We start from the raw sequence: 23,740 nt of genomic DNA on the forward strand, positions 1-23,740 counted from the left end.
GGCCTGCGTGCTGGTGGCCCCCATTGCGCTGCTATCGGCCGTGATGGGCGCAGCCTTGATGGACACGCGCTACGAATTCGCCGAGCCGGAAAAGCCCAGCCTCGAACAAGTGCGGGAGCGCCAAGCGCTGTTCCGCCACCTCCTACCCAACCGCGCCATGGGCAGGCCACAGGGCGAGGCAGACTGAGGCTGGCGGCTCTTCTTCCGCCGATATGGGCCGGATCGAGCAGCCCAATGCCCCCACCCGCGCGGCACATCAGAGTTTCCTCACCATCTCGATGCCGGTTGGCCGGGTTGAGGTGAGTGTCGGTTTGGGCCATGGCTGGACCCGGGCGAGCGAGTCCTGGGTATCCCATCTGCGGCTGGGCATCGAATTTTAAGCGAAGGATTGGGCATGAAATCGGCGGTGGTGGTCTTCCCCGGAACGAATCGCGAGCGCGACATGGCTATCGCGCTGGAGCGCGTCTGCGGCCATCGCCCGGCCATGCTGTGGCATCGCGACACCGCCCTGCCCACGGGGCTGGACCTTGTGGTGCTGCCCGGCGGGTTTTCCTATGGCGATTACCTGCGCTGCGGGGCGATGGCGGCGCAATCGCCCATCATGGCCGCCATCCGCGCATTCGCCGCCGGCGGCGGCCATGTGCTGGGCGTTTGCAACGGTTTTCAAATGCTGTGCGAGGCCGGGCTGCTGCCCGGTGCGCTGCTGAAAAATGCCGCATTGCGCTTCCTGGCGCAGGATTGTTCGCTCAGCGTGGAGCGCACCGACACCGTCTTCACCCGCGGCTTCGCCCCCGGCGCGGTCTTCCGCGCCACCATGGCGCATGGCGATGGCAATTATTTTTGCGACGCTGAGACCCTGGCGCGGCTGGAGGGCGAGCGCCTGGTCGCGCTGCGCTATGTGGGCGAGAACCTCAATGGCTCGGTCAATGCCATCGCCGGCGTGCTCTCGCCCAATCTGCGGGTGCTGGGCCTAATGCCGCATCCGGAGAATTGCGTGGACCCGCTGGTGGGCGGCACGGATGGGCTGCCCATGTTCGCCGGGCTGGCCGAGGCGTTTCAACCGGCCTGAGCATAGGGGGGCAAACCGCCCCCCATGCCCATCAGCCCTACCCCGCCCGACCGCCGCGCTCGATATTCCAGATCACCGGGAAGCCGAAATCGATCACCCCGCGCAGCTCCGCCCGCCAGGCCGCCGGCGCGCGGAACTGCCCGGCAATCGGGAAGGTGGCCTGCGCCACCGCCGCGCGGTTCAACTCGGCCGCCAGCGCCCGGCGGCGCTCCGGGTCGCTCTCCGCCTCGAAGCGTTCGAGGATCGGCGTCATCGAGGCCTCGCAATAGCCCCAGGGCTGGTTGTCGGTGCAGTTGAAGCCAATGCCCATATTCGACAGCGGGTCCGCCATGTCGAAGCCGGTATAGACCACCGGCAGCACGCTCCAGCCACCACGATCCAGCGGCGCGCGCTGCACCCAGCGCTGGGCGATGGACGACCAATCCGAGGCCTGGACATCCACATTAAAGCCCGCCCGCTTCATCCGGTCGATCAGCACGAGGCCGAAGGGGTTGAGCAGCGCCGAATCGGTGGGGTGCATCAGCACAACGCGTTCATTGTTGTAGCCGGCCTCGCGCAGCAGGGCGCGGGCGCGTTCCAGGCTGGGCGTGGCGATGGCCTCGCTGCCGAGCGTACTGCTGAGCGTTGTGCCGCACATCAGCATAGATGCGCATTCCGGCCGGCCGATCTCGGCAAAGCCGGTCGCGGCCAGAATCTCGCCGCGGTCCAGGCATTGCTGCAAGGCGCGGCGCACCAGCACATTGTTGAACGGCGCCTGGTGGTGGTTGATGCTGACCGCATACATCATCTCCGCCTGGCCCGAAGCCTGGGAGATCACGATATTCCGGTTCGTCCGCATCCGCGGCAAGTTATCAACCGGCGCATATTCCAGGTAATCCACCTCATTCTGCTGCAGCGAGAGCGCGCGCATCGAGATATCGGGCATGGTGATCATTTCCACCCGCTCGACCTTGGCGAGCTTGCCGCCCGCCAGACCATCCGCCGCCTCATCGCGGGCGACATAGCGCTCATTGCGGCGGAAGAAGGCGCGCTCGCCCGGCACCCATTCATCGCGCAGGAAGACGAAGGGGCCCGAGCCGATGATCTCGCGCACCTGCTGGGTGGGCGGCGTGGCATTGGCAATGCGCGCGGGCATGATGAAGGGCACATGCACCGAGGGCTTGCCGAAGGCCTCGATCACACCGCCATAGGGCCGGGCAAGGCGCAGGGTAAACGCATCGCCCCCCGTCGCCACCAATTCCGCCGTCGCCGCCATCAGCCGCCGGCCGATCGAATCGCGATTGCCCCAGCGCTTGAGCGAGGCCACGACATCCTCGGCCGTCACCGCCGCACCATCATGGAAGGCGAGGCCCGGGCGCAGCCGGAAATTCCAGGTCAGCTTATCCGCGCTCACCTCCCAGCCCTGCAGCATCTGCGGCTTGAAGCGGCCCTGCATGTCCATTGAGACCAGCGTGTCATAGACAAGATAGGCAAAATTGCGGGTCACGAAGGAGGGGCTGGAGATCGGGTCCAGATTCTGCAGCCCGACATTGACGACGAAGCGGAAAGCCCGCTCGCGCGATTGCGGCAGTGCGATGGTGGGGGCGGCGATGAGGCCGGCTGTGGCGGCCAGGCCGTGGCGGCGGGTGAGCATGAAGAACCTCCTTGTCGTCGGTGAAAGATCAGGCAAGCCGGCCGCCATCGACGGGCAGCGCCACGCCATTGATGTAGGAGGCCTCGTCGCTGAGCAGAAACAGCACCGCCGCGGCCACCTCGGCCGGGGTGCCGAAACGGCCCATGGGGTTGCGCGCGCGGGTATATTCCTCGCGCTCGACAGCGCGGTTGCCGGCGGCGGCAAAGCTCTGCCGCAGCATCGGCGTCTCAATCGGACCAGGGCAGACGGTATTGGCCCGAATGCCTTGGGCGGTGTGGCCGGTGACCAGGCTGCGCGTCATCAGCACCACCGCGCCCTTGCTGGCGGCATAGGCGGGGAAGACCGGGTTGCCCACCAGCCCCGCCCCCGAGGCGAAGGTGACAATGGCGCCACCACCCGCCTCCTCCATCAGCGGCACTACATGCTTCAGCGCCAGCCATGTGCCCTTCACATTGATGGCGAAAAGCCGGTCCCATGCCTCCTCCTCCACCTCGGGCAGAGGGGTGGTGGGGCCGATAATGCCGGCAGCGGTGACCAGCAGGGTGATGGGCGAGAGCATCGCGGCGGCGCGCGCCATATCCGCCCCGCGCGCCACATCGCCCACCATCATCACGCTGCCCGGGCAGGCGGCGGCCGTCTCCTCCAGCCCCGCCGGGTCCCGGTCGAACAGCACAAGCCGGGCACCTTCCGCCGCCAGGCCCCGCGCCACCTCCCGCCCCAGCCCTGAGCCAGCGCCGGTAACAAGACCATTGCGGCCAGCAAAGCGCAGCGCGGCTCTTGGCATGCCAATCTCTTCCATCATCGGGAAGGCTAGGCCCGGGCGCGCCTCGGGCACAAGCGCACCGAGCGCATCACCCGCTCAAACGACATCGTCTGAACGGGTAAAACTGCTCCGCTCTACTCGCCCAGGCCGCCATCGGGCTCGGCCCGCATCTTGGCGAAGAGGTCACGCGCCACGATCATCGCCTCGCGCACCGTGGGCAGGCCAACATAGCCATTCATGTGCATCAGCGCCTCGATCAACTCATCCTCGCTCCAACCCATGCGCCGCGCCATACGCATATGCACGGCCAGTTCCGGCCAGGCATGAATGGCGGTGTCGGAGACGATGCAGATCAGCGCGCGGGTCTTCATATCCAGCCCCGGCCGGGTCCAGAGCATGCCGAACACCGCCTCACGCGCGTAATCGCCGAATTTCTCCATGATGGGGTCGTTATAGACATCCTGCGACATCGCCTGGACGGCGCCCTCGCCCAGCAATTGGCGGCGCACCTTGGTGCCCTTTTCCCAGTTCTCACTCTTGGCCATGTGGTCTCTCCCCTTGGTCTGGCTGTTCACTCGGCGCGCATATTGGCAGCGCGGGCGACCGCCGCCCAGGCCGGCACCTCGGCGCGGATGCGAGCGGCGAAATCCTCCGGCCCCAGCCAATCCGGCACTGTGGCCTGGGTGGCCAGACGGGCCTGAAACTCTCTATCGCGCGTCACCGCCGCCAAATCCGCCGCCATGCGCGCGACCAGCGGAGCGGGGGTGCCAGCAGCGGCCAGCAGCCCATACCAGGTGCCCGAATCCGGCACGTCATGGCCCAGCTCCGTGAGCGTGGGCACATCGGGGATCTCCCGCACCCGCCGCCGGCCAAAGGCCACCAATGGCCGCAACTGACCATTCTGATACGGCCCAATCGCCCCCACGATGGTCTGCATGAACAGCGCCACCCGCCCGGCCAGCACATCGGTCAGCGCCGGTGCGGTGCCGCGATAGGGGATATGGGTGATGTCGATGCCCAGCGCCTGCTTCAAGGTCTCACCGCCGAAATGGCCATTGCCGCCATTGCCGGTGGAGGCATAGGCCAATTCACCCGGCCGGGCGCGCGCCGCGGCCAGCAAATCATCCAGCGTGCGGATCGGCTGGTTCGGCCCGGTCCAGAGCACATTGGGCGAGAAGGCGATCATCCCCACCGGGGCGAAATCGCGCACCATGTCATACGGCAGCCTGTAGAGGCCGGTGTTCATCACGATGTTATTGCCGCTGAACAGCAACGTGTGGCCATCAGGGGCGGATTTCGCCACCGCATCGGTCGCCAGCGTGCCATTGGCCCCGCCGCGATTCTCGATGATCACCTGCTGGCCCCAGGCGGTGGCGAGCATGGGCGCGACCAGCCGGGCGACATAATCCGTGGGCCCACCCGGCGGAAACCCCACCAAGATACGCACCGGCCGCTCCGGCCAGGCGGCTTGCGCCAGGGCGTGCCTGGCCAGGGTCGGTGAGGCCAAAGCAGCAGCAAAGAAGGTGCGGCGGCGCGGCATGGGTGTCCTCCATCATCGCCCTCATGCGGGGCGTTGGGGGGATCATAGGCCCGGCCAGGGGTCACTCCGCAATAGGGGCATGGGCCGTTCCGGGGGCGCCGCCGCCCGCCCTCACATCCCGCCGCTGAGCACCACCAAGGCGCTGCGCGGCGGCGTGCCGGCGGTGAAATCCGGCCAACGCGTGGCCGGGCGGGCGTAGCTGCGCCCCGCCCCGGACCCTGGCCGGCGCAGCATGGCGAAGAGCGCCGAGCCATCCACCGCCGGCAGCAGCCCGCCAATCGAGGCGCCGCGCGGCGCGGCAAGCACCATCTGCCCATCGCCCAGCACCATGCCGGCATCGCCTTCCACCGCCTCGGTGCCCAGCCAGGTCCGGCGTGGCCCGTCCAATGCCGCGACCTGACCTCTGGGCTCCCGTGCACGGGCCAGAGTTGCGATGCCATAGCGCGCCGCCGCCGCATCACCCTGCGGCCGCAGCACCTGGCTGCCCTCGCCCGCTGAGGTCAGAATGAGGCCCGATGCGCCATAATGCAGCGCAGCCCCCGCCGGCATGGGCGTGGCGCGGGCGGAGACCAGCGCGGCGGCCATGTCCATCCAGGCATTCTCGGCCATCGGCTCCCAGGCCAGGCCGGAGGGCCCTATCCGTGCCGCGGCCAGGCTGCCCTGGTCCAGCGCATCAGGGTCACTGCCCGGCCCGGCACTGATGAAGCGCGCCAGCCCGCGCGAATGCGCCAAAAACACCACGATCCGGCCATCGGGCAATTCGGTGGAAGCGCCATCCCAGGCACCGCTGCCCAGCGCGGTGCGCTTGGCTGGAATCGCCCCCGGCTCGGCCGCGCTGCATTCAACCACCCAGCCATGGCCGGCACCCACCCGCCCAGGCAGGCGCGGTGCCCAATCCGAAGCCTCACCCTCGATCATCAGCAACCTTCCGCCAGGTGCGGCGCAACCACCGCTGAGGCCAAAGACGCCCTGCACCGCCCCCCCCAGCCGCTCCGCCCCCGGCCCCTTGGCCCGGCACAGCGTGGCCCCGGTCAGCCGCCTGGCCTGGAACCCCCCGGCCGAGACCACCCATTGGCCGCGCTGCTCCAGATTGATGATACTCGCCCCCTGCATCATCGCCGCCACCTCCGGGCGGTCCCGCCCATCGGGAAAGGCCATGGCAGGGTCAAGCTGCGGATGGGTGATGGCCAGCACCATGCGCGGCAGCCCATCCGTGGCGCGTGGCGAGGCGATGGCCGCCACAAGCCGGCCATCCCAGCCGAATTGGCTGCCCGCCGCCTCGGCCTCCGGAAAAGCCGGCGCCCAGGGGGGTGCATCGGGCAGCACGCTATCGCCCCAGCGGATGAGGGTATCCATCCGCCAGCCTGGCACCAGCGCGGCACCCTGCTGCGGGCTGAGCGCCTGGGAGGGGCGGAAAGGGAGGGCGAGGGCTGGGCTGCTGAGCAGCAGGGCGCGGCGATGCATGGTTGTTCTATCCTTGATCACGACGGGGCGGGCAATGCCGGAGATTGGGACTCAACGCGGCCATATTATCGGCCTAGGCTCCATCGCAGAAGTTTCATCGGAGCCCAGAGCATGACCCCTCCCCGCAACAGCAACGCCGTGCGCGACGTCGCCAACGTGCTGCATCCCTATACCGATGCCCGCGCGCATCAGGCCAATGGCCCGATGGTGATCACCCGCGGTGAGGGTGTGCGGGTCTGGGATGACCAGGGCCGCTCCTATATCGATACCGTGGCCGGGCTGTGGTGCGCCGCACTCGGCTTCTCCAATGAGCGCCTGGTCGAGGCCGCGGCCGCGCAAATGCGCAGACTGCCCTTCTACCACGCCTTCACCTCCAAATCGCATGAGCCGGTGATCGATCTCTCCGAGATGCTGATCGAGCGCGCGCCGGTGCCGATGTCCAAGGTCTTCTTCGCCAATAGCGGCTCGGAAGCCAATGACAGCGCGATGAAGATGATCTGGTACTTCAACAACGCCATCGGCCGGCCGCAGAAGAAGAAGCTCATCGCCCGCATCAAGGGCTATCACGGCGTGACAGTGGCCGCCGCCTCGCTCACCGGCCTACCCTATAATCACAAGCTGTTCGACCTGCCGATCGCGGGCGTGCTGCACACCTCCAACCCGCATTTCTACCATGAGGGCCGCGAGGGCGAATCCGAGCAGGATTTCTCCACCCGCATGGCCGCAGAGCTGGAGGAGATGATCCTGCGCGAAGGCCCCGACACGGTGGCGGCGATGTTTGCCGAGCCGGTGATGGGTGCCGGCGGCGTGATCGTCCCCCCCGCCGGTTACTGGGAAAAAATCCAGGCCGTTCTCAAGAAATACGACGTGCTGCTGGTCGCCGACGAGGTGATCTGCGGCTTTGGCCGCACCGGCAATTACTGGGGCAGCGAAACCTTTGGCATGCAGCCGGACATCCTGGTCTGCGCCAAGGCGCTCTCCTCCTCCTATTTGCCGATCTCGGCGGTGATGGTGAATGACCGCGTCTTCCAGGGCCTGGCCGATGGCTCCTCGAGCCTGGGCACCTGGGGCCATGGCTTCACCTATTCGGGCCATCCCGTCGCCGCCGCCGTCGCGGTTGAGACGCTCAAGATCTATGACGAGATGGATCTGGTCGGCATGGTGAAGCGGACCGGACCGGTGCTGCAGGCCGGCATTCAGGCCCTGGCCGACCACCCGCTGGTGGGTGAGGCGCGCGGCGTGGGCATGATCGGCGCCTTGGAGCTGGTGGAGGACAAGGCCACAAAGCGCAACTTCGATGCCTCGAAGAAGATCGCCGTGCGCGCCCAGAAGCTCTGCGAGGCCCAAGGCCTGATCATGCGCGTGCTGCCTGGCGATGGCATCGCCTTCTCGCCGCCACTGGTGATCTCGGCCGATGAACTGGCCGAGGTCTTCACCGGCGTCACCCGCGCCCTCGATACCCTGGCGGTGGAACTGCGCCGGGAAGGCTTTGCCATCGTGTAGAGCATCATCCGCGCAAACGGCATCGTTTGAACGGATCAAGATGATCGACAAACAATAGCTTAGAGCCTGTGCAGTGCGCCTTGGCGAAGGAAACAGGCTCTAACACTTGAACGGCCATTGAATTCTGGCTATCGTTGAAATTGTTGCGAGTGATTCGCAAATCACTCGCATGTCAACCGGGAGGCCGCCCATGGGTCGCGACCACAGCCATATCGCCCGCCGCTGCGAACGCGCGGTGGTGACCGCCTATCGTGAGCTGCGCGACACGGGAGCCGAGGATTTCGCCGCCTTCCAGGCCTGCACCACACTCTATCGGGTGCATCATCCCGAGGCCTCGCTCTCCGAGGCGCGGCGGCTGGTGGCGGAATGGGTGGATCATCACGTGGTGCGCGCCAGCATCGCACCCGCACCGGGCTGCGAATGCGACTAGCACCGCTTTCGCCCTCGGCCCTGCCGCGGGCGAAAGCGCTCTCCAGCCTGATCGGCTGGAATCAGACCCTGGCCGATTGGCAGGTCTTTACCGAACACGGCGCGGTGATGGCCTGCGATGACGGCCAGCCCGAACTCGCCGCCACCGTGGCCACGCTGCGTTACGGCCCTGCCATCGCCTGGATCGGCATGGTGCTGGTGCGCCCTGACCTGCGCCGGCAGGGCCTGGCCCGTGCCGGCATGGAATGGGCGGTGGCGAGCCTGCACGCGGCCGGCGCCACCTCCATCGCCCTCGACGCCACGCCCGATGGCCGCGAGGTCTATCGCCGCATGGGTTTCACCGATGCCTGGGGTTTTTCCCGCTGGCATATCCCGCCCTTGCCCCGCCTCCCCGGCCCACGCCCGATGACCGAGACCGATATCCCCGCCGTGCTGGCGCTCGATGCGCAGCATTTCGGCACTGATCGCGCCTGGCTGCTGCGCCGCATGCTCACCCGCAACCCCGGCTGGGTGATCGAGGCAGGCGGGCGCATCGTCGCCGCCGTGCTGGGGCGCGATGGCACGCGCTGGCGCCAGGCCGGCCCGCTCTGGGCACAGACAGCGCCGCACGCCCAGGCGCTCCTGGCCGCCGCCCTGCCCGATGGCGGCATCGCCGATCTGCGCGACGGCCAGGCCTTCCTGCCCTGGCTGGAGGCCGAACTCGCCGCCCCCATGCGCCCCTTCACCCGCATGGTGCTGGGTGAGCCCTTGCCGCCGATAGGCCCGGCATGCGTGGCCGTGCTGGGGCCGGAATTTGGCTGAAGGCAATTTTAGGTAACCAAACGGTTCGCTTCTCTTGACGCCGGGCGCGGCCCCGCCCCAGGCTGGCACCCATCCAGGGAAGGACAACAAACATGCGTGAACTCAACCGCCGCGCGATCCTCGGCACCGCCCTCGCATTGCCCGCCATGCACGCCCGCGCCCAGGCATTTCCGTGGCGCCCTGAACGCCCGGTCACGCTCGTCGTGCCCTGGGCCGCCGGTGGCTCGACCGACCAGATGGCCCGCATTGCCGCCGCCGAATTGGAGGATGCGCTGGGCCAGCGCTTCGTGGTGGTGAACCAGCCCGGCGCCTCAGGCTCCATCGGCACCCGCAACGTGCTGCAGGCCGCGCGCGATGGCTACACCTGGGCCGCCGGCGCGGCGGTCGATGTGGGCTGCTACAAGGTGCTCGGCCTGCTCGACACCCAATTGTCGGATTGGAACCTCTTCTTCACCGTGGCCAATGTGAACACCATCTCGGCCAATCCGCGCGCCGGCTTCGCCGATTTCGGCCAACTCCTGAACGCCTTGCAGACCCGGCGCGACGTGGCGGTGGGCACGGCCGGGCAATCCTCCGCCGGGCGCAACATCATGGAAGCGGTGAAGGCCGCAGCCCCTGGGGTCAATTACCGCCACGCCACCTATGATGGCGGCAACCCCGCCGTGCTGGCCGCCGTGGCCGGCGAGGTGCCGGTGGTGGCGCAATTGCTGGTCGAGATGGCCGAAATGATCCGCGGCCGCCGCCTCATCCCCCTCGCGGTGCAGAGCGAACAGCCGGTGACGCTGCAAGGCTTCGGCACCATTCCCTCCATTCGCCAATGGCTGCCCAATATCCCCGCACCGCTGAATTATTTCGGCCTTTGGTTCCCCAAGGATGTGCCCGAGGTGGTGACCCAGACCGCCACCATGGTCTGGCAGCAGAAAATGGCCAGCAGCGCGCGGCTGCGCGAATACGCCGATGCCCGCGCCGCCGTGCTCTCCCCCATCCATAGCCAGGAAGCCTTCGACCGCGCCTGGATCATGGTGCGGCAAACCGCCTGGCTCTACCATGATGCCGGCACCGCGCGGGTTTCGCCCGATACGGTGGGCATTCAGCGGCTTTGAGCGTGCGCGGCACCCATGACAGGCCCTTTGGCCTGTTCTGGCTGGCCCTGGGCTTGGCCATCGCCTTCGAATCCTGGCGCATGCCCAGGCTCGAGGAACAGGGCATCAACCCCTATACCATCCCAGGCCTGGTGCCCGGGCTGCTGGGGCTGATCCTGGGCATTTTCGGCGTGGTGCTGTTCTTCCGCCGCGCACCCATGGCCGAGGGCGTGGCGCTGGAAGGCAATGATGGCGACGTGGCCGAGCCCTGGCGGGTGGCGCTGGCCTTCCTGCTCTGTGTGGGCTTTGGCGTGGGTGCGCTGGGGCATGGCCCGCCCTTCTGGCTGGGGGCGGGGCTCTTCCTCTTCCTGGCCATCATCCTGTTTGAATACCCCGACCATAAGGCCGCCGGCACGCTGCGCTATGGCATCATCCGCGCCGCCCTGGTCGGGGCCATCGGCGCTGCCGCCATCACGCTTATTTTCCAGGAAATCTTCCTGGTGAGGTTGCCTTGAATGTTTGAAGGTCTCGCCCTGCTGGGGCAGTCGATGCTGACCTTCGCCGAGCCGCGCGCGCTGGTTTATACCTTCGGCGCCACGCTGCTGGGCATTCTCATCGGCTGCATGCCCGGCCTCTCCGCCACGCTGGCCATCTCGCTGCTGACCACGCTGACCATCCGCCTGCCGGCGGGCGATGCCATCCTCATCCTGATCTGCGCCTATGTCGGCACCATCTATGGCGGCAGCCGCAGCGCCATTCTGCTCAATATTCCCGGCACCGCGGCCAATGCCGCCGCCTGCCTCGATGGCTACCAATTGGCCAAAAGGGGCGAGGCCGGGCGTGCCATGGGCATTGCCACCACCGGCTCGGTGGCGGGTTCGCTCTTCGGCATTGTCTGCCTGGCCATCCTGACGCCGGCTTTGGGCGAGGTGGCGCTCACCTTCCAATCCTATGAATTCTTCTGGCTGGCCCTGTTCGGCGTGATGATGTCCGGCTCCATCACCGGCTCAGACCCGCTCAAGGGCTGGATCATGGGCATTTTGGGCCTCTTCGTGGCGCTGATCGGCCAGGATGGCATCCACGCCCATGAACGCTTCGCCTATGGCGACCCGAATCTGGCCGGTGGCCTCTCGCTCATCCCCACCCTGGTCGGCGCCTTTGGCTGCGCCGAGGTGCTGACGGTGATGGGCGAGCGCTTCAAGCAGGCCCGGGTCTACGCGGTGGACAGCATTCTGCCGCGCATCTCCGACGTGCTGAAATACTGGAAGACCGTGCTGCGCTCGGGCGTGATCGGCGTCTATATCGGCATCCTGCCCGGTGTGGGTGAGGATATGGCCGCCTGGTCCAGCTATGCTGCGGCCAAACGCGCCAGCAAACACCCCGAGGAATTCGGCCATGGCAGCGTGGAAGGCCTGATCGCGGCTGAGACCGGCGACAATGCCTCCATCCCCGGCGGCATCATCCCCGCCCTGGCCCTGGCCATCCCCGGCAGCGCGCCGGCTGCGGTGCTGCTGGCGGCGATGATGATCCATGGCGTGAAGCCCGGGCCGATGCTGATGATCGAGAACCCAAGCTTCGTCTATGACGTGGTGGCGATGAATGTCTATGCGACCTTGGGCATTCTGTTCTTCGGGCTGTTCCTGGTGCGGCCGCTGCTGAAGATTCTGACGGTGCCGCGCAGCATCATCATGCCCATCATCTTCGTGCTCTGCGTCGTGGGCAGCTTCTCCATCGCGCAACGTCTGTTTGACGTATGGACCATGCTGGGCGTGGGCGTGGCCGTCTTCTTCCTGCGCCGCTATGGCTACCACCCGGCCCCCTTCGTGCTGGGGCTGGTGCTGGGTGACCTGATGGACAAATCCCTGCGGCGCGGCCTGGTGATCTCCGATGGCGATCTCACCCCCTTCTTCACCCGGCCGATCTCGGCGGTGCTGGCGGTGATCGTCATCTTCACCCTGGTGATGAGCATCCCGGCGGCAAATATCGCCATCCGCCGCGCCGTCTTGGGCATCTTCCGCAGACGCGCGGCTTAGAGCCGTTTCACCGAAAGCGAAGACGGTAAGACGGCCCTAGCTTTTTGTTTTTCCGCATTTTCCGAGTCGCCTTGCGAAGCCGCAAGGCTTGAAAATGCTCTAAGCGCCGCGCGCCTGGCGCATCACCGCCACAAAACCCTGCGCGCTATCACCCAGCCGCGCACCCAGGCGCCTGGCCGTGGGGTTCAGCGCCGAGACCACACCGCCCTGCCAGCAGGACATCCCATCGCCAATATGCGCGGTCCAGGCCGAGACGGTGCCAGCAGCGATGCCCCGGGCTTCGAGCGCCGGCAGACGGGTATGGCCCGCGCCGTCCAGCCCGCCATCGGCGTCATTGTAAAGCGCGGCGAAGACCGGGAATTTTGCCGCCGTCTCCGCCCGCCCGCCCAGCAGCCCGCCATGGCTGCCGATCAGCGCAATGGCGCCAATATCCTCGGCCGTGAGCAGCGAGGCGCTGTCGATGGCGATGCAGCCGGGCAGGTTGTGGCGGCTTTCGCTGGCCGGCGGCGGCGCGGGGCAAGGCGGCAGCCCCACCGAGAGCCGGGCCAGCGCCTCCGCCCCGCTCATCCCCTCGCTGAGACCACAGCCCCGGGCGGCATCGTTGAGGCTGGAGATCACCCCGCATGTCGCGGTATCGCCGCCATGGCCGATGCGCGCGCTGCGATGCGAGACGGCAGCGGCCGGCATGCCCAGTGACTGCAACAATGCCAGCCCGGCAATCCCCGCCTGGTCCAGCCCAAAGCCGGCATCATTGAGCAGCACCGCGGCCACGCCGGCCCGCGCGCAAAGGGTGGCGGCATAGCGCCCGGCATGCGAGCCTCCAGCCACCACGGCGCCGCGCGCCTCGGGCCCAAAGCGGGTCACGCTATCGATGATGATGGGCTGTATCGGCATCCCTGCCTCCGATGACTCTATCTGGCAGCAGAATAGCGGTTGGCCCTTCCCAAGGGCAATTGTTCGCTTTATGTTCTCATTCATGCCGCAGCCCTCCCCCCGCCTTGCAGACCCGGTGGCAGCCCTTCGCGCCAAAATCGCCGCCCTGGAACGGGGCGGTCTTGCCCCCGCGCACGGCCCGCACCCTTTCGGCCATCCCGCTCTGGATGCCGCCCTGCCGCAGGGCGGGCTGGCACGCGGCGCGCTGCATGAGGCAGCGGGGCGCGGCCCCGAGGTCGAGCATGGCACCGCGGCGGCGCTGTTCATCGCCGGCTGCATGGCGCGCCTCGGCGGGCCCATCCTATGGGCGATGGAGCGGTGTGACCTCTTCGCCCCCGGCCTCGCCATGGCCGGCCTGCCGCCGGACCGGCTGCTCTATGCCGAAGCCGGGCGGGTGGAGGCGGTGCTGCAGGTGATGGAGGAGGGCCTGCGCGAGCCAGCCTTGGCTGGTGTGGTGGGCGAGGTGACGGGCCGGCTTTCGCTCAGCGCCTCCCGCCGGCTGAGCCTGGCGGCCGAGCGCGGCGGGGGGCTGGCCTTCCTCCTGCGCCGCAGTCGGCGGCCGGATGACCCGGCGCTGGAGGAGCCCTGCTCGGCCCATACACGCTGGCGGGTGGCGGCACTGCCCAGCGCCCCCCCCTTGCGCCGCGTGCCCGGCCTGGCCCGGGCGCGATGGCGGCTGGAATTGATGCGCGCCCGAGGCGCCGAACCCGGTGAATGGGATGTGGAGGCTTGCGATGCGACGGGTCATCTCGGTGTGGTTGCCGACATTATCGACCGATCGGCTGGCGCCGCCCCCTCTGCCACAACAGTGGCCGAGCTTGAATACGAATACGAACCCGAGCCGGAATATGCACCCGCGCTCATACCGGCCGCTGGCCGCAACAAAATCCGCCGCCGCGCCTGATCCGCAAGGCCTCACCGAAGGCCCCTTGGTCACCCGCGCGCATAATGGCCGGCGTCAGGTGGTGGCCGCCGCCAATGCGGCGGCCCAGGCGCTGGGCATCAGCCCCGGCATGCCCCTGGCCGAGGCCGAGGCCCGGCTGCCTGGCCTCGCCGTGCATGAGGCAGCCCCCCTGGCAGACCAGGCGGCGCTGGAGGCGCTCGGCGCCTGGTGCCTGCGCTACACCCCCCTGCTGGCCGCGCCCGCCGAGGCCGGCCTGCTGCTCGATGTCACCGGCTGCGCCCATCTGCGCGGCGGCGAGGCCGCGCTGCTGGCCGATCTGCTGGGCGAATTGCAGACGGCCGGTTACGCCGCCCGCGCCGCGCTGGCCGGCACCCCGGGCGCGGCCTGGGCCCTGGCCCGCTTTGGCCAGAACCCCAGCATTGTCCCCGCGGGCGAGGAGGCCGCGGCCCTGGCGGCATTGCCCCTGGCCGCCCTCCGCCTCCCGCCAGACATGGTGCAAGGCTTGGCCCTGCTAGGGCTGGAGCGCATCGGCCAATTGGCCGAGATGCCCCGCGCATCCCTCACCCGCCGCTTCGGCACCGCCCCGCATCGGGCGCTGGACGCCGCCTTGCAGGGCGAGCCCATCACCCCCTGGCTGCCCGAGGCGGTGCTGCGCCAGCGCACCAGTTTCCTCGAACCCCTGCTGACCGCCGAGGCGCTCGCCATCGCCATCCAGCGCCTGGTGGCAGAGCTTTGCGACGAACTCGCCCGCATCGACCGCGGCGCGCGCATCCTCGATATGCATTTCGAACGCGTCGATGGCAGCGTGCAATCGCTGCGGGTGGGCACCGCAAAACCCTCCCGCGCGCCGCTGCACCTCGCCCGCATGCTGTGCGAAAAACTCGACACCGTGGCGCCGGGCTTCGGCATCGAGGCGATGCGCCTGGTCGTACCCCTGGCCGAACCCTTGCGGTCACAACAATCTAGCGCGGGTTTTGCCGGGGCACCGCACGGCGATATCGCCGCCCTGGTGGACCGGCTGAGCAACCGGCTGGGCGAGGGGCGGGTGTTTCGCATGGCGCCCACCCCTTCGGATGTGCCCGAGCGTTCGGCCCGCCGCGTGCCACCCCTCACCGCACCACCCTCCACCTGGCCGCTGGATTGGCCGCGCCCGGTGCGCGTCTTCACCCCCCCCTTCCCCATCGAGGCCATCGCCGCGCTGCCCGATGGCCCGCCCGCCGCCTTCACCTGGCAGCGCCAGCGCCGCCGCATCCGCCGCGCCGATGGCCCCGAGCGCATCAGAGGCGAGTGGTGGCGCCATGAGGCCGAAACCACGGCGCTGCGCGATTACTGGCAGGTCGAGGATGAGGCCGGCCGCCGCTACTGGCTGTTCCGCCGCGGCGATGGCCAGGATGCGGCGACGGGCGATCTGCGCTGGTTTCTGCATGGGCTCTTCTGAATGACCGACACGCTTCGCCCCGCCTCCGAGGAGGAAATCGCCGCCACCCTGGCGCATGGTCTGCGCTATGAGGGCCGCCGGCGGGTGCATGACGCCGATACCGCCATGGCCCGCGTCACCGCCGAGCGGCTGGTGCGCCATCTGCGCGCCAGTGGCTTCGTGCTGATGAAGCGCCCCGACCTCGCCGCCCCCAGCACCACGGAGCATATCCCGCGGTGAGCTATGCCGAACTTCAGGTCACCACCAATTACTCCTTCCTGCGCGGCGCCAGCCACCCGGCCGAGTTTTTTGCCCGCGCGGCGGAATTGGCCATTCCGGCCCTGGGCGTGGTGGACCGCAATTCCCTCGCCGGCATGGTCCGCGCCTGGGAAGCCGCGCGCGCGAGCGGGGTGCGGCTGGTGGCCGGCTGCCATGTTGACCTGACGGATGCACCACCGCTGCTGCTCTACCCGCAGGATAGGCCGGCCTGGTCGCGGCTGTGCCGGCTGCTCACGCTCGGCCGCGCCCGCGGCGGCCATCGAGGGTTTTCGCTCGCCTGGCAGGATATCGATGCCCGCGGCCTCATCGCCATCCAATTGCCGGGCGAGAAGCTCAACCTGCCACGCCTGCGCGAAACCTTTGGTGACCGCGCCCATCTCGCCCTCACCCTGCACCACCGCCCCGGCGATGCGCTGCGCCTCGCCCGGCTGGCAGATGCCGCCCAGGCCGCGCGCGTGGCCACCGTCGCCACCGGCAATGTGCTCTACCATGTCGCCGGGCGGCGGATTTTGCAGGATATCGTCACCTGCATCCGGCAGGGCTGCAGCATCGATACCGCCGGCGCGCGGCTGGAACGCCATGCCGGCCGCCATCTGCTGCCGCCCAGCGAAACCGCCCGCCTCTTCGCCCGCCACCCCGAGGCGGTGGCCCGCAGCCTGGAGATCGTCTCGCGCTGCCAATTCGACCTCGGCCAATTGCAATACCAATACCCCGATGAGGCCGAACACCCCGGCGAAACCGCCCAGGCCACGCTGGAGCGCCTGACCTGGGCGGGTGCGGCCGCGCGCTACCCACAAGGCCTCGATGAGCCCACGCGCGCACAGCTCCACCACGAACTCCGCCTCATCGCACAACTGGATTACGCGCCATATTTCCTCACCGTGAACACCATCGTCCGCTATGCCCGCGGCCAGGGGATTCTCTGCCAGGGCCGCGGTTCGGCGGCCAATTCAGCGGTGTGCTACGTGCTGGGCATCACCAGCATCGACCCCACACGCTCGGGCCTGCTCTTCGAGCGCTTCGTCTCCGCCGAACGGCGCGAGCCCCCCGATATCGATGTCGATTTCGAGCATGAGCGGCGCGAAGAGGTGATCCAATGGATCTATGAGCATTACGGGCGCGAGCGTGCGGCGCTGTGCTGCACGGTGATGCGCTTTCGCGCCCGCGGCGCGGTGCGCGATGTGGGCAAGGCCATGGGCCTGCCCGAGGATGTGACGGCCGCCCTGGCCGCCCAGGTCTGGGCCTGGAGCGATGAGGGGGTGGAGGAGGAGCACGCCGCCGCACTCAACCTCAATATGGAGGATCGGCGGCTGCGGCTGACGCTCGATCTCGCCCGCCAGCTCATCGGCTTCCCCCGCCAACTCGGCACCCATCCCGGCGGCTTCGTGCTGACGCGCGACAGGCTCGATGACCTCGTCCCCATCGCCCCCGCCGCCATGGCCGAGCGCCAGGTGATCGAATGGGACAAGGATGACGCCGATAGCCTGAAGATGATGAAGGTGGATGTGCTGGGCCTGGGCATGCTGGGCTGCCTGCGCCGCTGTTTTTCCCTGCTGGAACAATATCATGGCCTGCGCATCGACATGGCCTCCATCCCGCCCGAGGATGCCCAAACCTACCGCATGATCGCCCGGGCCGACACGGTGGGCACCTTCCAGATCGAAAGCCGGGCGCAGATGTCCATGCTGCCGCGCATGCAGCCCCGCACCTTTTATGATCTGGTCATTCAGGTGGCCATTGTTCGCCCCGGGCCAATCCAGGGCGATATGGTGCACCCCTATCTGCGCCGGCGGGAGGGCCGCGAGCCGGTCACCTTCCCCACCGAAGCGCTCCGCCGCGTGCTGGGCAAGACGCTGGGCGTGCCGCTGTTCCAGGAGCAGGCCATGCAGGTCGCCATCGTCTGCGCCGGATTTTCCGCCGGCGAGGCTGACCAGCTCCGCCGCGCCATGGCCACCTTCAAAATGACCGGCGGCGTCACCCATTTCCGCGACAAGCTGATCGCTGGCATGGTGGCCCATGGCTATGAGGCGGAATTCGCCGCCCGCACCTTCAGCCAGATCGAGGGCTTTGGCTCCTATGGCTTTCCCGAAAGCCACGCCGCCAGCTTCGCGCTCATCGCCTATGCCAGTGCTTGGCTGAAATGCCACCACCCGGCGGTGTTCTGCACCGCCCTGCTGAACAGCCAGCCCATGGGTTTCTATGCCCCGGCGCAGCTGGTGCGGGATGCGAAAGAGCATGGCGTTGAGGTGCGCCCGGTCTGCATCAATCACAGCCAATGGGATTGCACGCTGGAGGGGGCGGCCATTCGCCTCGGCCTGCGCATGGCCCGCGGGCTGGATTTCAACCACGCCCAGCGCCTGGTGGCAGAGCGTGGCCGGCCTTACGCCTCACCGGCCGATCTGCATCGCCGGGCGGCCATTCCCGCCGCCGCCCTGGTGCGGCTGGCCGAGGCGGATGGTTTTCTCGGCCTCGGCCTCAACCGGCGTGATGCGCTGTGGGCCATCCGCGCACTCGAGGACGCGCCGCTGCCGCTCTTCGCCGAACCCATCACCGATGCCCCGGTCGCACTGCCCGCCATGGCCGAGGGCGGGCAGGTGGTGCAGGATTACCGCAGCACCGGCCTCTCGCTGCGCCGCCACCCCGTGGCCTTTCTGCGCGGCGAAATGGCGGCACGCGGCATGCTGGCCAATGAGGGCCTCGCCCGGCAGCGCAATGGCCGCCGCGCCACCATCGGCGGGCTTGTGCTGGTGCGGCAAAAGCCGGGCAGCGCCAAGGGCGTGATGTTCATCACGCTCGAGGATGAAACCGGGGTCGCCAATATCATCGTCTGGCCAGCATTGTTCGAGCAGCAGCGCCGCCTCATCCTCTCGGCCCGGATGATGGCGGTGCGCGGCCAGGTGCAACATGAGGGCGGCACGCTCCACCTCATCGCCGAGGAACTCTCCGACCTCACGCCGCTGCTCGATACTGTGGGCATACGCGGCGAGAATTTCCCCCTGCCACTGACCCGTGGCGACGAGGCGCGTGGCGGCGGCGCGCGTGGCAGCATTCGCGTGCCCACGCGCGATTTCCGCTAGATGTTTAGAGCCATTTCACCGAGAGCGAAGACGGTGAAACGGCTCTAGCCTTTGTTTTACCGCATTTTCTGAGTCGCCTTGCGAAGCCACAAGGCTTGAAAATGCTAGCGTGGCTCAGCGTTTTCGGTGATGCCGCTTCAATGCATCATACTCTCACCGGCTGTTGAAAAGCTCTGATGGCGGAAGAAAAGAGCGCGAAAGGGCTTTGCCCCTCGATCTTGCAGTCCCTCGCTATTCGCTTTTCAGCAGCCTGCTAAAAGCAACCTCCAAACCGGCAAGGGCCAATGCTGTTGCAGCCTCCATAGCCATGCCGCTCCAGAACGGGCTGCAGCGCCCCGATGCAAGCGTCACCTAAGCTTCACTACATTATGCCCAATCATATTTTATAAATATTGTACCAAAACAGGACAATAGCATGAGCGACGAGATCGAAGACATCGGCAGCAACCCCAGCCCCCGCGCTGGAATCGCCGAGGTTGTGGCCGCCCGCCTGTCACGCCGCGCGGCGCTGCGCGGCCTGGCCGGGGCCGGGGCCGCCGCCGCCCTGGCCGATCAACTGATCGAGGATGCCACGGCGCAAATCGCCCAATCACAGCTGCGAACCGCCCAAATCCCGATGACCGGCGGCCCCAGCACCCTCACCTTCCCCGAATTGCACCACCAGATGGCGCAAACCGATGCGGTGGCCGAGGGCTATGAGATTCAGCACGTCATCCGCTGGGGCGACCCGGTGCTGCCCCAGGCCCCCGCCTTCGACCCGATGCGCCAGACCGCCCAGGCCCAGGCCCTGCAATTCGGCTACAACAATGATTTCTTGGATTTCATCCCCCTGCCCCGCGGCAGCAATGGCTCGGATCACGGCCTGCTCTGGGTCAACCATGAATACACCTCAACCCGCCTCATCTTCCCCAGCACCGATGGCAGGCCGGTCTCCAATCGCCAGACCACGGCCGAACAAGCGGCGGTGGAGATGATGGCCCATGGCGGCAGCCTGGTCGAAATCCGCCGGGTGAATGGCCGGTGGCAAAGCCTGCCCGGCGGCACGCTCAACCGCCGCATCACTGCTGAGACACCCATGCGCCTCTCCGGCCCCGCCGCCGGCCATCCGCGCATGCGCACCAATAATGATCCGACCGGCACAAGGGTGCTGGGCATGCTGAACCAATGCGCCGGCGGTAATACCCCCTGGGGCACGGTGCTGACCACCGAGGAGAATTTCAACGCCTATTTCTCCGGCGAAGCCGCCGCCACCGGCGAGCAGGCAGCAGCCTATCGGCGCTACGGCATCCCCCGCCAGCCGGTCTATAATTGGGCCGCACATGTGCCGCGCTTCTCGCTCGACCGTGAGCCCAATGAGCCCAACCGCTTCGGCTGGATCGTCGAGATCGACCCTTTCGACCCCAACTCCACCCCCATCAAGCGCACCGCCCTTGGCCGCTTCAAGCATGAGGGCTGCACCCATGCCGTGGCACCCGATGGCCGCGTGGTGATCTATATGGGCGATGATGAGCGCAATGATTACGTCTATAAATTCGTCACCGCCCGGCCCTGGAACCCCAATGATCTGAGCGCCAATCGCGACCTGCTCGATGAGGGCACGCTCTACGTCGCCAAATTCGAGGATGATGGCACGCTGCGCTGGCTGCCCCTCACCCATGGCGAAGGCCCGCTCACCTCCGCCAACAACTTCCACAACCAAGGCGATGTTCTGATAGAAACCCGCCGCGCGGCGGACCTGCTGGGCGCCACGCCGATGGACCGGCCAGAGGATGTGGAGACCAACCCCGCCACGGGCCGCGTCTATGTCATGCTCACCAATAATGCCAGCCGCACCACCGCCAATGCCGCCAATCCACGCCCGCGCAACGCCCATGGCCATGTGCTGGAAATCATCCCCCCCGGCGCTGGCACCGCTGCCGTGGACCATGCGGGGCTGGAGGCGCGCTGGGAGATTTTCCTCCTCGCCGGCAAACCAGGCCAGGATGTGGGCGCACGCTATCACCGCGCCACCTCGGACCAGGGCTGGCTCTCCTGCCCCGATAATTGCGCCTTCGACAGCAAGGGCCGCATCTGGATCGCAACCGACGGCGCACCCAGTGCCGCCGGCGTGGCCGATGGGCTCTATGCCGCCGATACCATGGGCGGCGGCCGGGCGCTGACAAAACTCTTCTACCAGGCACCAAGCGGCGCCGAAGTCTGCGGCCCCACCTTCACCCCCGACAACAAGACGCTGTTTCTGGCCATTCAGCACCCCGGCGAGGATAGCGGCAGCAGTTTCAACAACCCCTCCACCCGCTGGCCGGATTTTGACCCCGCCATGCCGCCCCGGCCCACGGTGATCGCCATCGTGAAGAAGGATGGCGGGGTGATCGGCTAAAAGTCGGGCACACAAAGCTTCGGGCGGCCAATCCAGGCCGCCCTGCATTGCCCCAGCCACATCTTCTTTGGCTGAGGCTGGACAACACTCAAGGCAGCAAATCAACAATAAAATCAAATAAAAATAAATTAGTAAACTGATTAATTTGCTCCATTCCTCTCCGTAGGGAAAAAATCTTACCTTATAGATAGCTGAACCGTCATTAATATTTCCTCAAACTGACGCCGCTTTAACAGAGACCCACCGCCTCATTGCGTCAAAAGTTCGCCGATCGAAGCTTTGAAATCGAACTGTATCCACGGCGATAAGGCGCGGCGCCACCGCAGCCCTTTGGACGGCTCGACCGATAGCTTCGCAACCGGTTATCGAGGAGAGCAATTTTGTACTACGCCACCAAAACCCCCTATCTCACCGCCAGCCAATCCAACGTCCAGTTCCGCGCCATCCTCTCGGCTGGCGACACCGCCGGCACCAAGGCGGATGGCTCCGCTTGGCTCCTGGGCGGCGTCATGGACGGCATGGGCGCCTTCGACAATGGCAATGGCACCGTCACAGTCCTGATTGCCCATGAGATGAGGGAAACCCTCGGCGTCGTGCGCGACCATGGCGCCAAGGGCGCCTACGTCTCCCAGTTGATCGTCGACAAGGCAACGCTGGGCGTCGTCTCGGGCTCGGACGCCGTTAGCAAGGAATATCTCTGGAACAGCACGACCCAGACCTACGACCTCTCGACCGTCGCGATGTCGCGCTTCTGCTCGGCCGATCTCGCCCCCGTCTCCGCCTTCTATGACGCCGCCACCGGCCTGGGCACCCAGTCCCGCCTCTTCCTCACCGGCGAGGAGAGCGGCGCCGAGGGTCGGCCCATGGCCGTCATCATCACCGGCAGCGATGCCGGCAGCATGTATGAGCTGCCCCGGCTGGGCAATCTCGCCTTCGAAAACGTGATGGCCAACCCCTATACCGGCGCTAAGACGGTGGTCATGTCGACCGATGACACGACCCCCGGCCAAGTTTACATGTATGTCGGTACCAAGCAGTCCACCGGCTCTACCCTCGACAAGGCCGGCCTGACCAATGGCAGCCTCTACGGCGTCAAGGCCGATTTCCGCACCGAGGCCGCCAGCGGCACGCCACTCAGCGGCAGCTTCACCCTCGCCTCGCTGCAGAACGCCACCAACCGCACCGGCGCCGAGCTGCAGACCGAAAGCGGCACCGCCGGCGTCACCGAATGGCTCCGCCCGGAAGATGGCGCCTGGGACACCATCAACCCCAACCGCTTCTACTTCGCCACCACCGCCTCCACCACCACACCCTCGCGGCTCTGGGCGCTCGACTTCGTCGACGCCACCGACCCCAGCAAGGGCGGCACCTACAAGGCACTGCTGGATGGCACCGAAGGCCAGGTGATGTTCGACAACCTCACCGTCTCGCCCGATGGCACGCTGATCCTGCAAGAGGACCCGGGCAACTTCGCCGCCGCGGCGAAAATCTGGCATTACGACCCCTCCACCGACGTTCTGACCGAGATCGCCCGGCACGACAGCGCCCGCTTCGGCGATACCGGCATCTCCGCCACCGCGCCCTTCACCATCGATGATGAGACATCGGGCGTGATCGACGTGACCGACATGTTCGGCAGCGCCACCACCAAGGCCTACCTCGTCGCCTCGCAGGCGCATTACACCTTCCCCGGTGCGAATTCGACCGAAGTGGTCGAAGATGGCCAGCTGCAACTGATGACCATCAGCACCCTGCTCAATGGCGGCGCCGCCGCTGATACCATCTCCGGCACCTTCGTCGGCGAAACCATCAACGCCCTGGCGAATAATGACAGCATCACCGGCGGCGGCGGCAATGATACGATCGATGGCGGCGCGGGCACCGATACGGCGAACTTCTCCGGCGCCCAATCCGCCTATCGCATGGGCTTCCGTGACGGCGTGATGTTGATCAAGGGCGCCGACGGCATGGATCAGTTGACCAATGTCGAACAGGTTAAGTTCGGCACTGCAGCGGCGGTGAGCGTCACATCCCTGCAAGGCAGCGCAAGCGATAATGGCCTGATCTACGCCAATATCGCTGGCAAGAACCTCTACGCCGTGGCCGATGCCTATACCGGTCCGGTCTCGGGCCTCGTGAACCAGTTCCTCGGTGGCGCCTTCGCCGATACCGTGCTCGGCACTGAAAAGGCCGATTTCGTCAATGCTGGCGCCAGTAACGATGGCATCAATGGCGCTGGCGGCAATGATGTGATCGATGGCGGGCTGGGCTCCAACTTCATCACCGGCGGCGCTGGCACCGATAAGTTCTTCGTCGATGGCCGCGCTGCCGCCACCAGCAACACCTGGTCCGCCATCACCGATTTCTCGGCCGGCGAAACCCTGACCATCTGGGGCTACAAGCCGAATGTGAGCAAGTTCAACTGGGTGGCGAGTG

The 23,740-nt window shown here is 67.1% G+C and carries 21 protein-coding genes; 15 read left to right on the forward strand and 6 right to left on the reverse strand.

Annotated elements, in window-relative coordinates; genetic code table 11:
• From ABWP84_RS13430 to purQ, 3 genes are all read left to right on the forward strand, one after another.
• On the forward strand, positions 1 to 187 hold a 187-nt coding region (locus ABWP84_RS13430), incomplete at its 5' end, for a hypothetical protein (RefSeq protein WP_353212549.1).
• Between the two features lie 25 nt (positions 188 to 212).
• Positions 213 to 380, forward strand: a complete 168-nt coding sequence (locus ABWP84_RS13435) for a hypothetical protein (protein WP_353212550.1) — start codon at positions 213 to 215, stop codon at positions 378 to 380.
• Between the two features lie 14 nt (positions 381 to 394).
• A complete protein-coding gene (purQ, locus tag ABWP84_RS13440; RefSeq protein ID WP_353212551.1) occupies positions 395 to 1,069 on the forward strand; it encodes a phosphoribosylformylglycinamidine synthase subunit PurQ in 675 nt (224 codons plus the stop codon).
• Between the two features lie 37 nt (positions 1,070 to 1,106).
• On the opposite strand, the gene ABWP84_RS13445 is transcribed toward purQ, so the two are convergent.
• The 5 genes from ABWP84_RS13445 to ABWP84_RS13465 form a co-directional block, all read right to left on the reverse strand.
• Complete coding sequence (locus ABWP84_RS13445; protein ID WP_353212552.1) at positions 1,107 to 2,702, reverse strand: ABC transporter substrate-binding protein; 1,596 nt, start codon at positions 2,700 to 2,702, stop codon at positions 1,107 to 1,109.
• Between the two features lie 28 nt (positions 2,703 to 2,730).
• Positions 2,731 to 3,504, reverse strand: coding sequence for an SDR family oxidoreductase (locus tag ABWP84_RS13450; protein WP_353212553.1), 774 nt, complete (start codon positions 3,502 to 3,504; stop codon positions 2,731 to 2,733).
• Between the two features lie 95 nt (positions 3,505 to 3,599).
• Complete coding sequence (locus ABWP84_RS13455; RefSeq protein WP_353212554.1) at positions 3,600 to 4,010, reverse strand: carboxymuconolactone decarboxylase family protein; 411 nt, start codon at positions 4,008 to 4,010, stop codon at positions 3,600 to 3,602.
• Positions 4,011 to 4,036: 26 nt separating this feature from the next.
• Positions 4,037 to 5,005: a tripartite tricarboxylate transporter substrate binding protein gene (locus tag ABWP84_RS13460; RefSeq protein WP_353212555.1), complete on the reverse strand. Its 969-nt coding sequence runs from the start codon at positions 5,003 to 5,005 to the stop codon at positions 4,037 to 4,039.
• A 111-nt stretch (positions 5,006 to 5,116) separates the two neighbouring features.
• Positions 5,117 to 6,469: an alkaline phosphatase PhoX gene (locus ABWP84_RS13465; protein WP_353212556.1), complete on the reverse strand. Its 1,353-nt coding sequence runs from the start codon at positions 6,467 to 6,469 to the stop codon at positions 5,117 to 5,119.
• 111 nt (positions 6,470 to 6,580) lie between these two features.
• On the opposite strand from ABWP84_RS13465, the gene ABWP84_RS13470 reads away from it, so the two are divergent.
• The 6 genes from ABWP84_RS13470 to ABWP84_RS13495 all read left to right on the forward strand — a co-directional run bounded on the left by ABWP84_RS13470 (position 6,581) and on the right by ABWP84_RS13495 (position 12,317).
• The gene (locus ABWP84_RS13470; protein ID WP_353212557.1) at positions 6,581 to 7,972 is read left to right on the forward strand and encodes an aspartate aminotransferase family protein; all 1,392 of its coding nucleotides are present in this window, start codon (positions 6,581 to 6,583) and stop codon (positions 7,970 to 7,972) included.
• A 190-nt stretch (positions 7,973 to 8,162) separates the two neighbouring features.
• Positions 8,163 to 8,402: a hypothetical protein gene (locus tag ABWP84_RS13475; protein ID WP_353212558.1), complete on the forward strand. Its 240-nt coding sequence runs from the start codon at positions 8,163 to 8,165 to the stop codon at positions 8,400 to 8,402.
• Positions 8,393 to 9,202 (forward strand): GNAT family N-acetyltransferase, encoded by an 810-nt coding sequence (locus tag ABWP84_RS13480; RefSeq protein WP_353212559.1) that lies wholly within the window; start codon positions 8,393 to 8,395, stop codon positions 9,200 to 9,202. The genes ABWP84_RS13475 and ABWP84_RS13480 overlap by 10 nt, the downstream gene beginning before the upstream one ends.
• 92 nt (positions 9,203 to 9,294) lie before the next feature.
• On the forward strand, positions 9,295 to 10,305 hold the full coding sequence (locus ABWP84_RS13485; RefSeq protein WP_353212560.1) for a tripartite tricarboxylate transporter substrate-binding protein: 1,011 nt from the start codon (positions 9,295 to 9,297) through the stop codon (positions 10,303 to 10,305).
• 2 nt (positions 10,306 to 10,307) lie between these two features.
• A complete protein-coding gene (locus tag ABWP84_RS13490) occupies positions 10,308 to 10,799 on the forward strand; it encodes a tripartite tricarboxylate transporter TctB family protein (RefSeq protein ID WP_353212568.1) in 492 nt (163 codons plus the stop codon).
• A complete protein-coding gene (locus tag ABWP84_RS13495) occupies positions 10,800 to 12,317 on the forward strand; it encodes a tripartite tricarboxylate transporter permease (RefSeq protein WP_353212561.1) in 1,518 nt (505 codons plus the stop codon).
• Between the two features lie 99 nt (positions 12,318 to 12,416).
• Here the strand turns inward: ABWP84_RS13495 and ABWP84_RS13500 are convergent, their stop codons facing one another.
• Entirely contained in the window at positions 12,417 to 13,211 is a 795-nt protein-coding gene (locus ABWP84_RS13500) for a hypothetical protein (protein ID WP_353212562.1), read from the reverse strand.
• An 82-nt stretch (positions 13,212 to 13,293) separates the two neighbouring features.
• Here ABWP84_RS13500 and ABWP84_RS13505 point away from each other — a divergent pair, with 82 nt between their 5' ends.
• The 6 genes from ABWP84_RS13505 to ABWP84_RS13530 all read left to right on the forward strand — a co-directional run.
• Positions 13,294 to 14,154, forward strand: coding sequence for a damage-inducible protein (locus tag ABWP84_RS13505; protein ID WP_353212563.1), 861 nt, complete (start codon positions 13,294 to 13,296; stop codon positions 14,152 to 14,154).
• On the forward strand, positions 14,099 to 15,592 hold the full coding sequence (locus ABWP84_RS13510; RefSeq protein WP_353212564.1) for a DNA polymerase Y family protein: 1,494 nt from the start codon (positions 14,099 to 14,101) through the stop codon (positions 15,590 to 15,592). Before ABWP84_RS13505 ends, ABWP84_RS13510 begins: the two co-directional genes overlap by 56 nt.
• Entirely contained in the window at positions 15,593 to 15,811 is a 219-nt protein-coding gene (locus ABWP84_RS13515) for a hypothetical protein (protein ID WP_353212565.1), read from the forward strand. It begins immediately after the preceding gene.
• Positions 15,808 to 18,927 carry an error-prone DNA polymerase gene (locus tag ABWP84_RS13520; protein WP_353212566.1) on the forward strand — a complete coding sequence of 1,040 codons (3,120 nt, stop codon included), beginning with the start codon at positions 15,808 to 15,810 and terminating at the stop codon, positions 18,925 to 18,927. The genes ABWP84_RS13515 and ABWP84_RS13520 overlap by 4 nt, the downstream gene beginning before the upstream one ends.
• Before the next feature lie 415 nt (positions 18,928 to 19,342).
• Positions 19,343 to 21,304 carry a PhoX family phosphatase gene (locus tag ABWP84_RS13525; RefSeq protein WP_353212567.1) on the forward strand — a complete coding sequence of 654 codons (1,962 nt, stop codon included), beginning with the start codon at positions 19,343 to 19,345 and terminating at the stop codon, positions 21,302 to 21,304.
• Positions 21,305 to 21,684: 380 nt separating this feature from the next.
• Positions 21,685 to 23,740: calcium-binding protein (locus ABWP84_RS13530; protein ID WP_408904271.1), on the forward strand; the 2,056-nt coding region annotated here is incomplete at its 3' end.

The sequence above is a fragment of the Rhodovarius sp. genome, from assembly GCF_040399605.1.
Lineage (GTDB): Bacteria > Pseudomonadota > Alphaproteobacteria > Acetobacterales > Acetobacteraceae > Rhodovarius > Rhodovarius crocodyli_A.

Coding starts and splice junctions, on each gene's coding strand:
- ABWP84_RS13515 (WP_353212565.1), top strand. CDS start 15,593: ATGACCGACACGCTTCGCCCCGCCTCCGAGGAGGAAATCGCCGCCACC.
- ABWP84_RS13480 (WP_353212559.1), top strand. CDS start 8,393: ATGCGACTAGCACCGCTTTCGCCCTCGGCCCTGCCGCGGGCGAAAGCG.
- ABWP84_RS13450 (WP_353212553.1), bottom strand. CDS start 3,504: ATGATGGAAGAGATTGGCATGCCAAGAGCCGCGCTGCGCTTTGCTGGC.
- ABWP84_RS13470 (WP_353212557.1), top strand. CDS start 6,581: ATGACCCCTCCCCGCAACAGCAACGCCGTGCGCGACGTCGCCAACGTG.
- ABWP84_RS13455 (WP_353212554.1), bottom strand. CDS start 4,010: ATGGCCAAGAGTGAGAACTGGGAAAAGGGCACCAAGGTGCGCCGCCAA.
- ABWP84_RS13495 (WP_353212561.1), top strand. CDS start 10,800: ATGTTTGAAGGTCTCGCCCTGCTGGGGCAGTCGATGCTGACCTTCGCC.
- ABWP84_RS13435 (WP_353212550.1), top strand. CDS start 213: ATGGGCCGGATCGAGCAGCCCAATGCCCCCACCCGCGCGGCACATCAG.
- ABWP84_RS13460 (WP_353212555.1), bottom strand. CDS start 5,005: ATGCCGCGCCGCCGCACCTTCTTTGCTGCTGCTTTGGCCTCACCGACC.
- ABWP84_RS13465 (WP_353212556.1), bottom strand. CDS start 6,469: ATGCATCGCCGCGCCCTGCTGCTCAGCAGCCCAGCCCTCGCCCTCCCT.
- ABWP84_RS13525 (WP_353212567.1), top strand. CDS start 19,343: ATGAGCGACGAGATCGAAGACATCGGCAGCAACCCCAGCCCCCGCGCT.
- ABWP84_RS13500 (WP_353212562.1), bottom strand. CDS start 13,211: ATGCCGATACAGCCCATCATCATCGATAGCGTGACCCGCTTTGGGCCC.
- purQ (WP_353212551.1), top strand. CDS start 395: ATGAAATCGGCGGTGGTGGTCTTCCCCGGAACGAATCGCGAGCGCGAC.
- ABWP84_RS13505 (WP_353212563.1), top strand. CDS start 13,294: ATGCCGCAGCCCTCCCCCCGCCTTGCAGACCCGGTGGCAGCCCTTCGC.
- ABWP84_RS13485 (WP_353212560.1), top strand. CDS start 9,295: ATGCGTGAACTCAACCGCCGCGCGATCCTCGGCACCGCCCTCGCATTG.
- ABWP84_RS13445 (WP_353212552.1), bottom strand. CDS start 2,702: ATGCTCACCCGCCGCCACGGCCTGGCCGCCACAGCCGGCCTCATCGCC.
- ABWP84_RS13475 (WP_353212558.1), top strand. CDS start 8,163: ATGGGTCGCGACCACAGCCATATCGCCCGCCGCTGCGAACGCGCGGTG.
- ABWP84_RS13510 (WP_353212564.1), top strand. CDS start 14,099: ATGCACCCGCGCTCATACCGGCCGCTGGCCGCAACAAAATCCGCCGCC.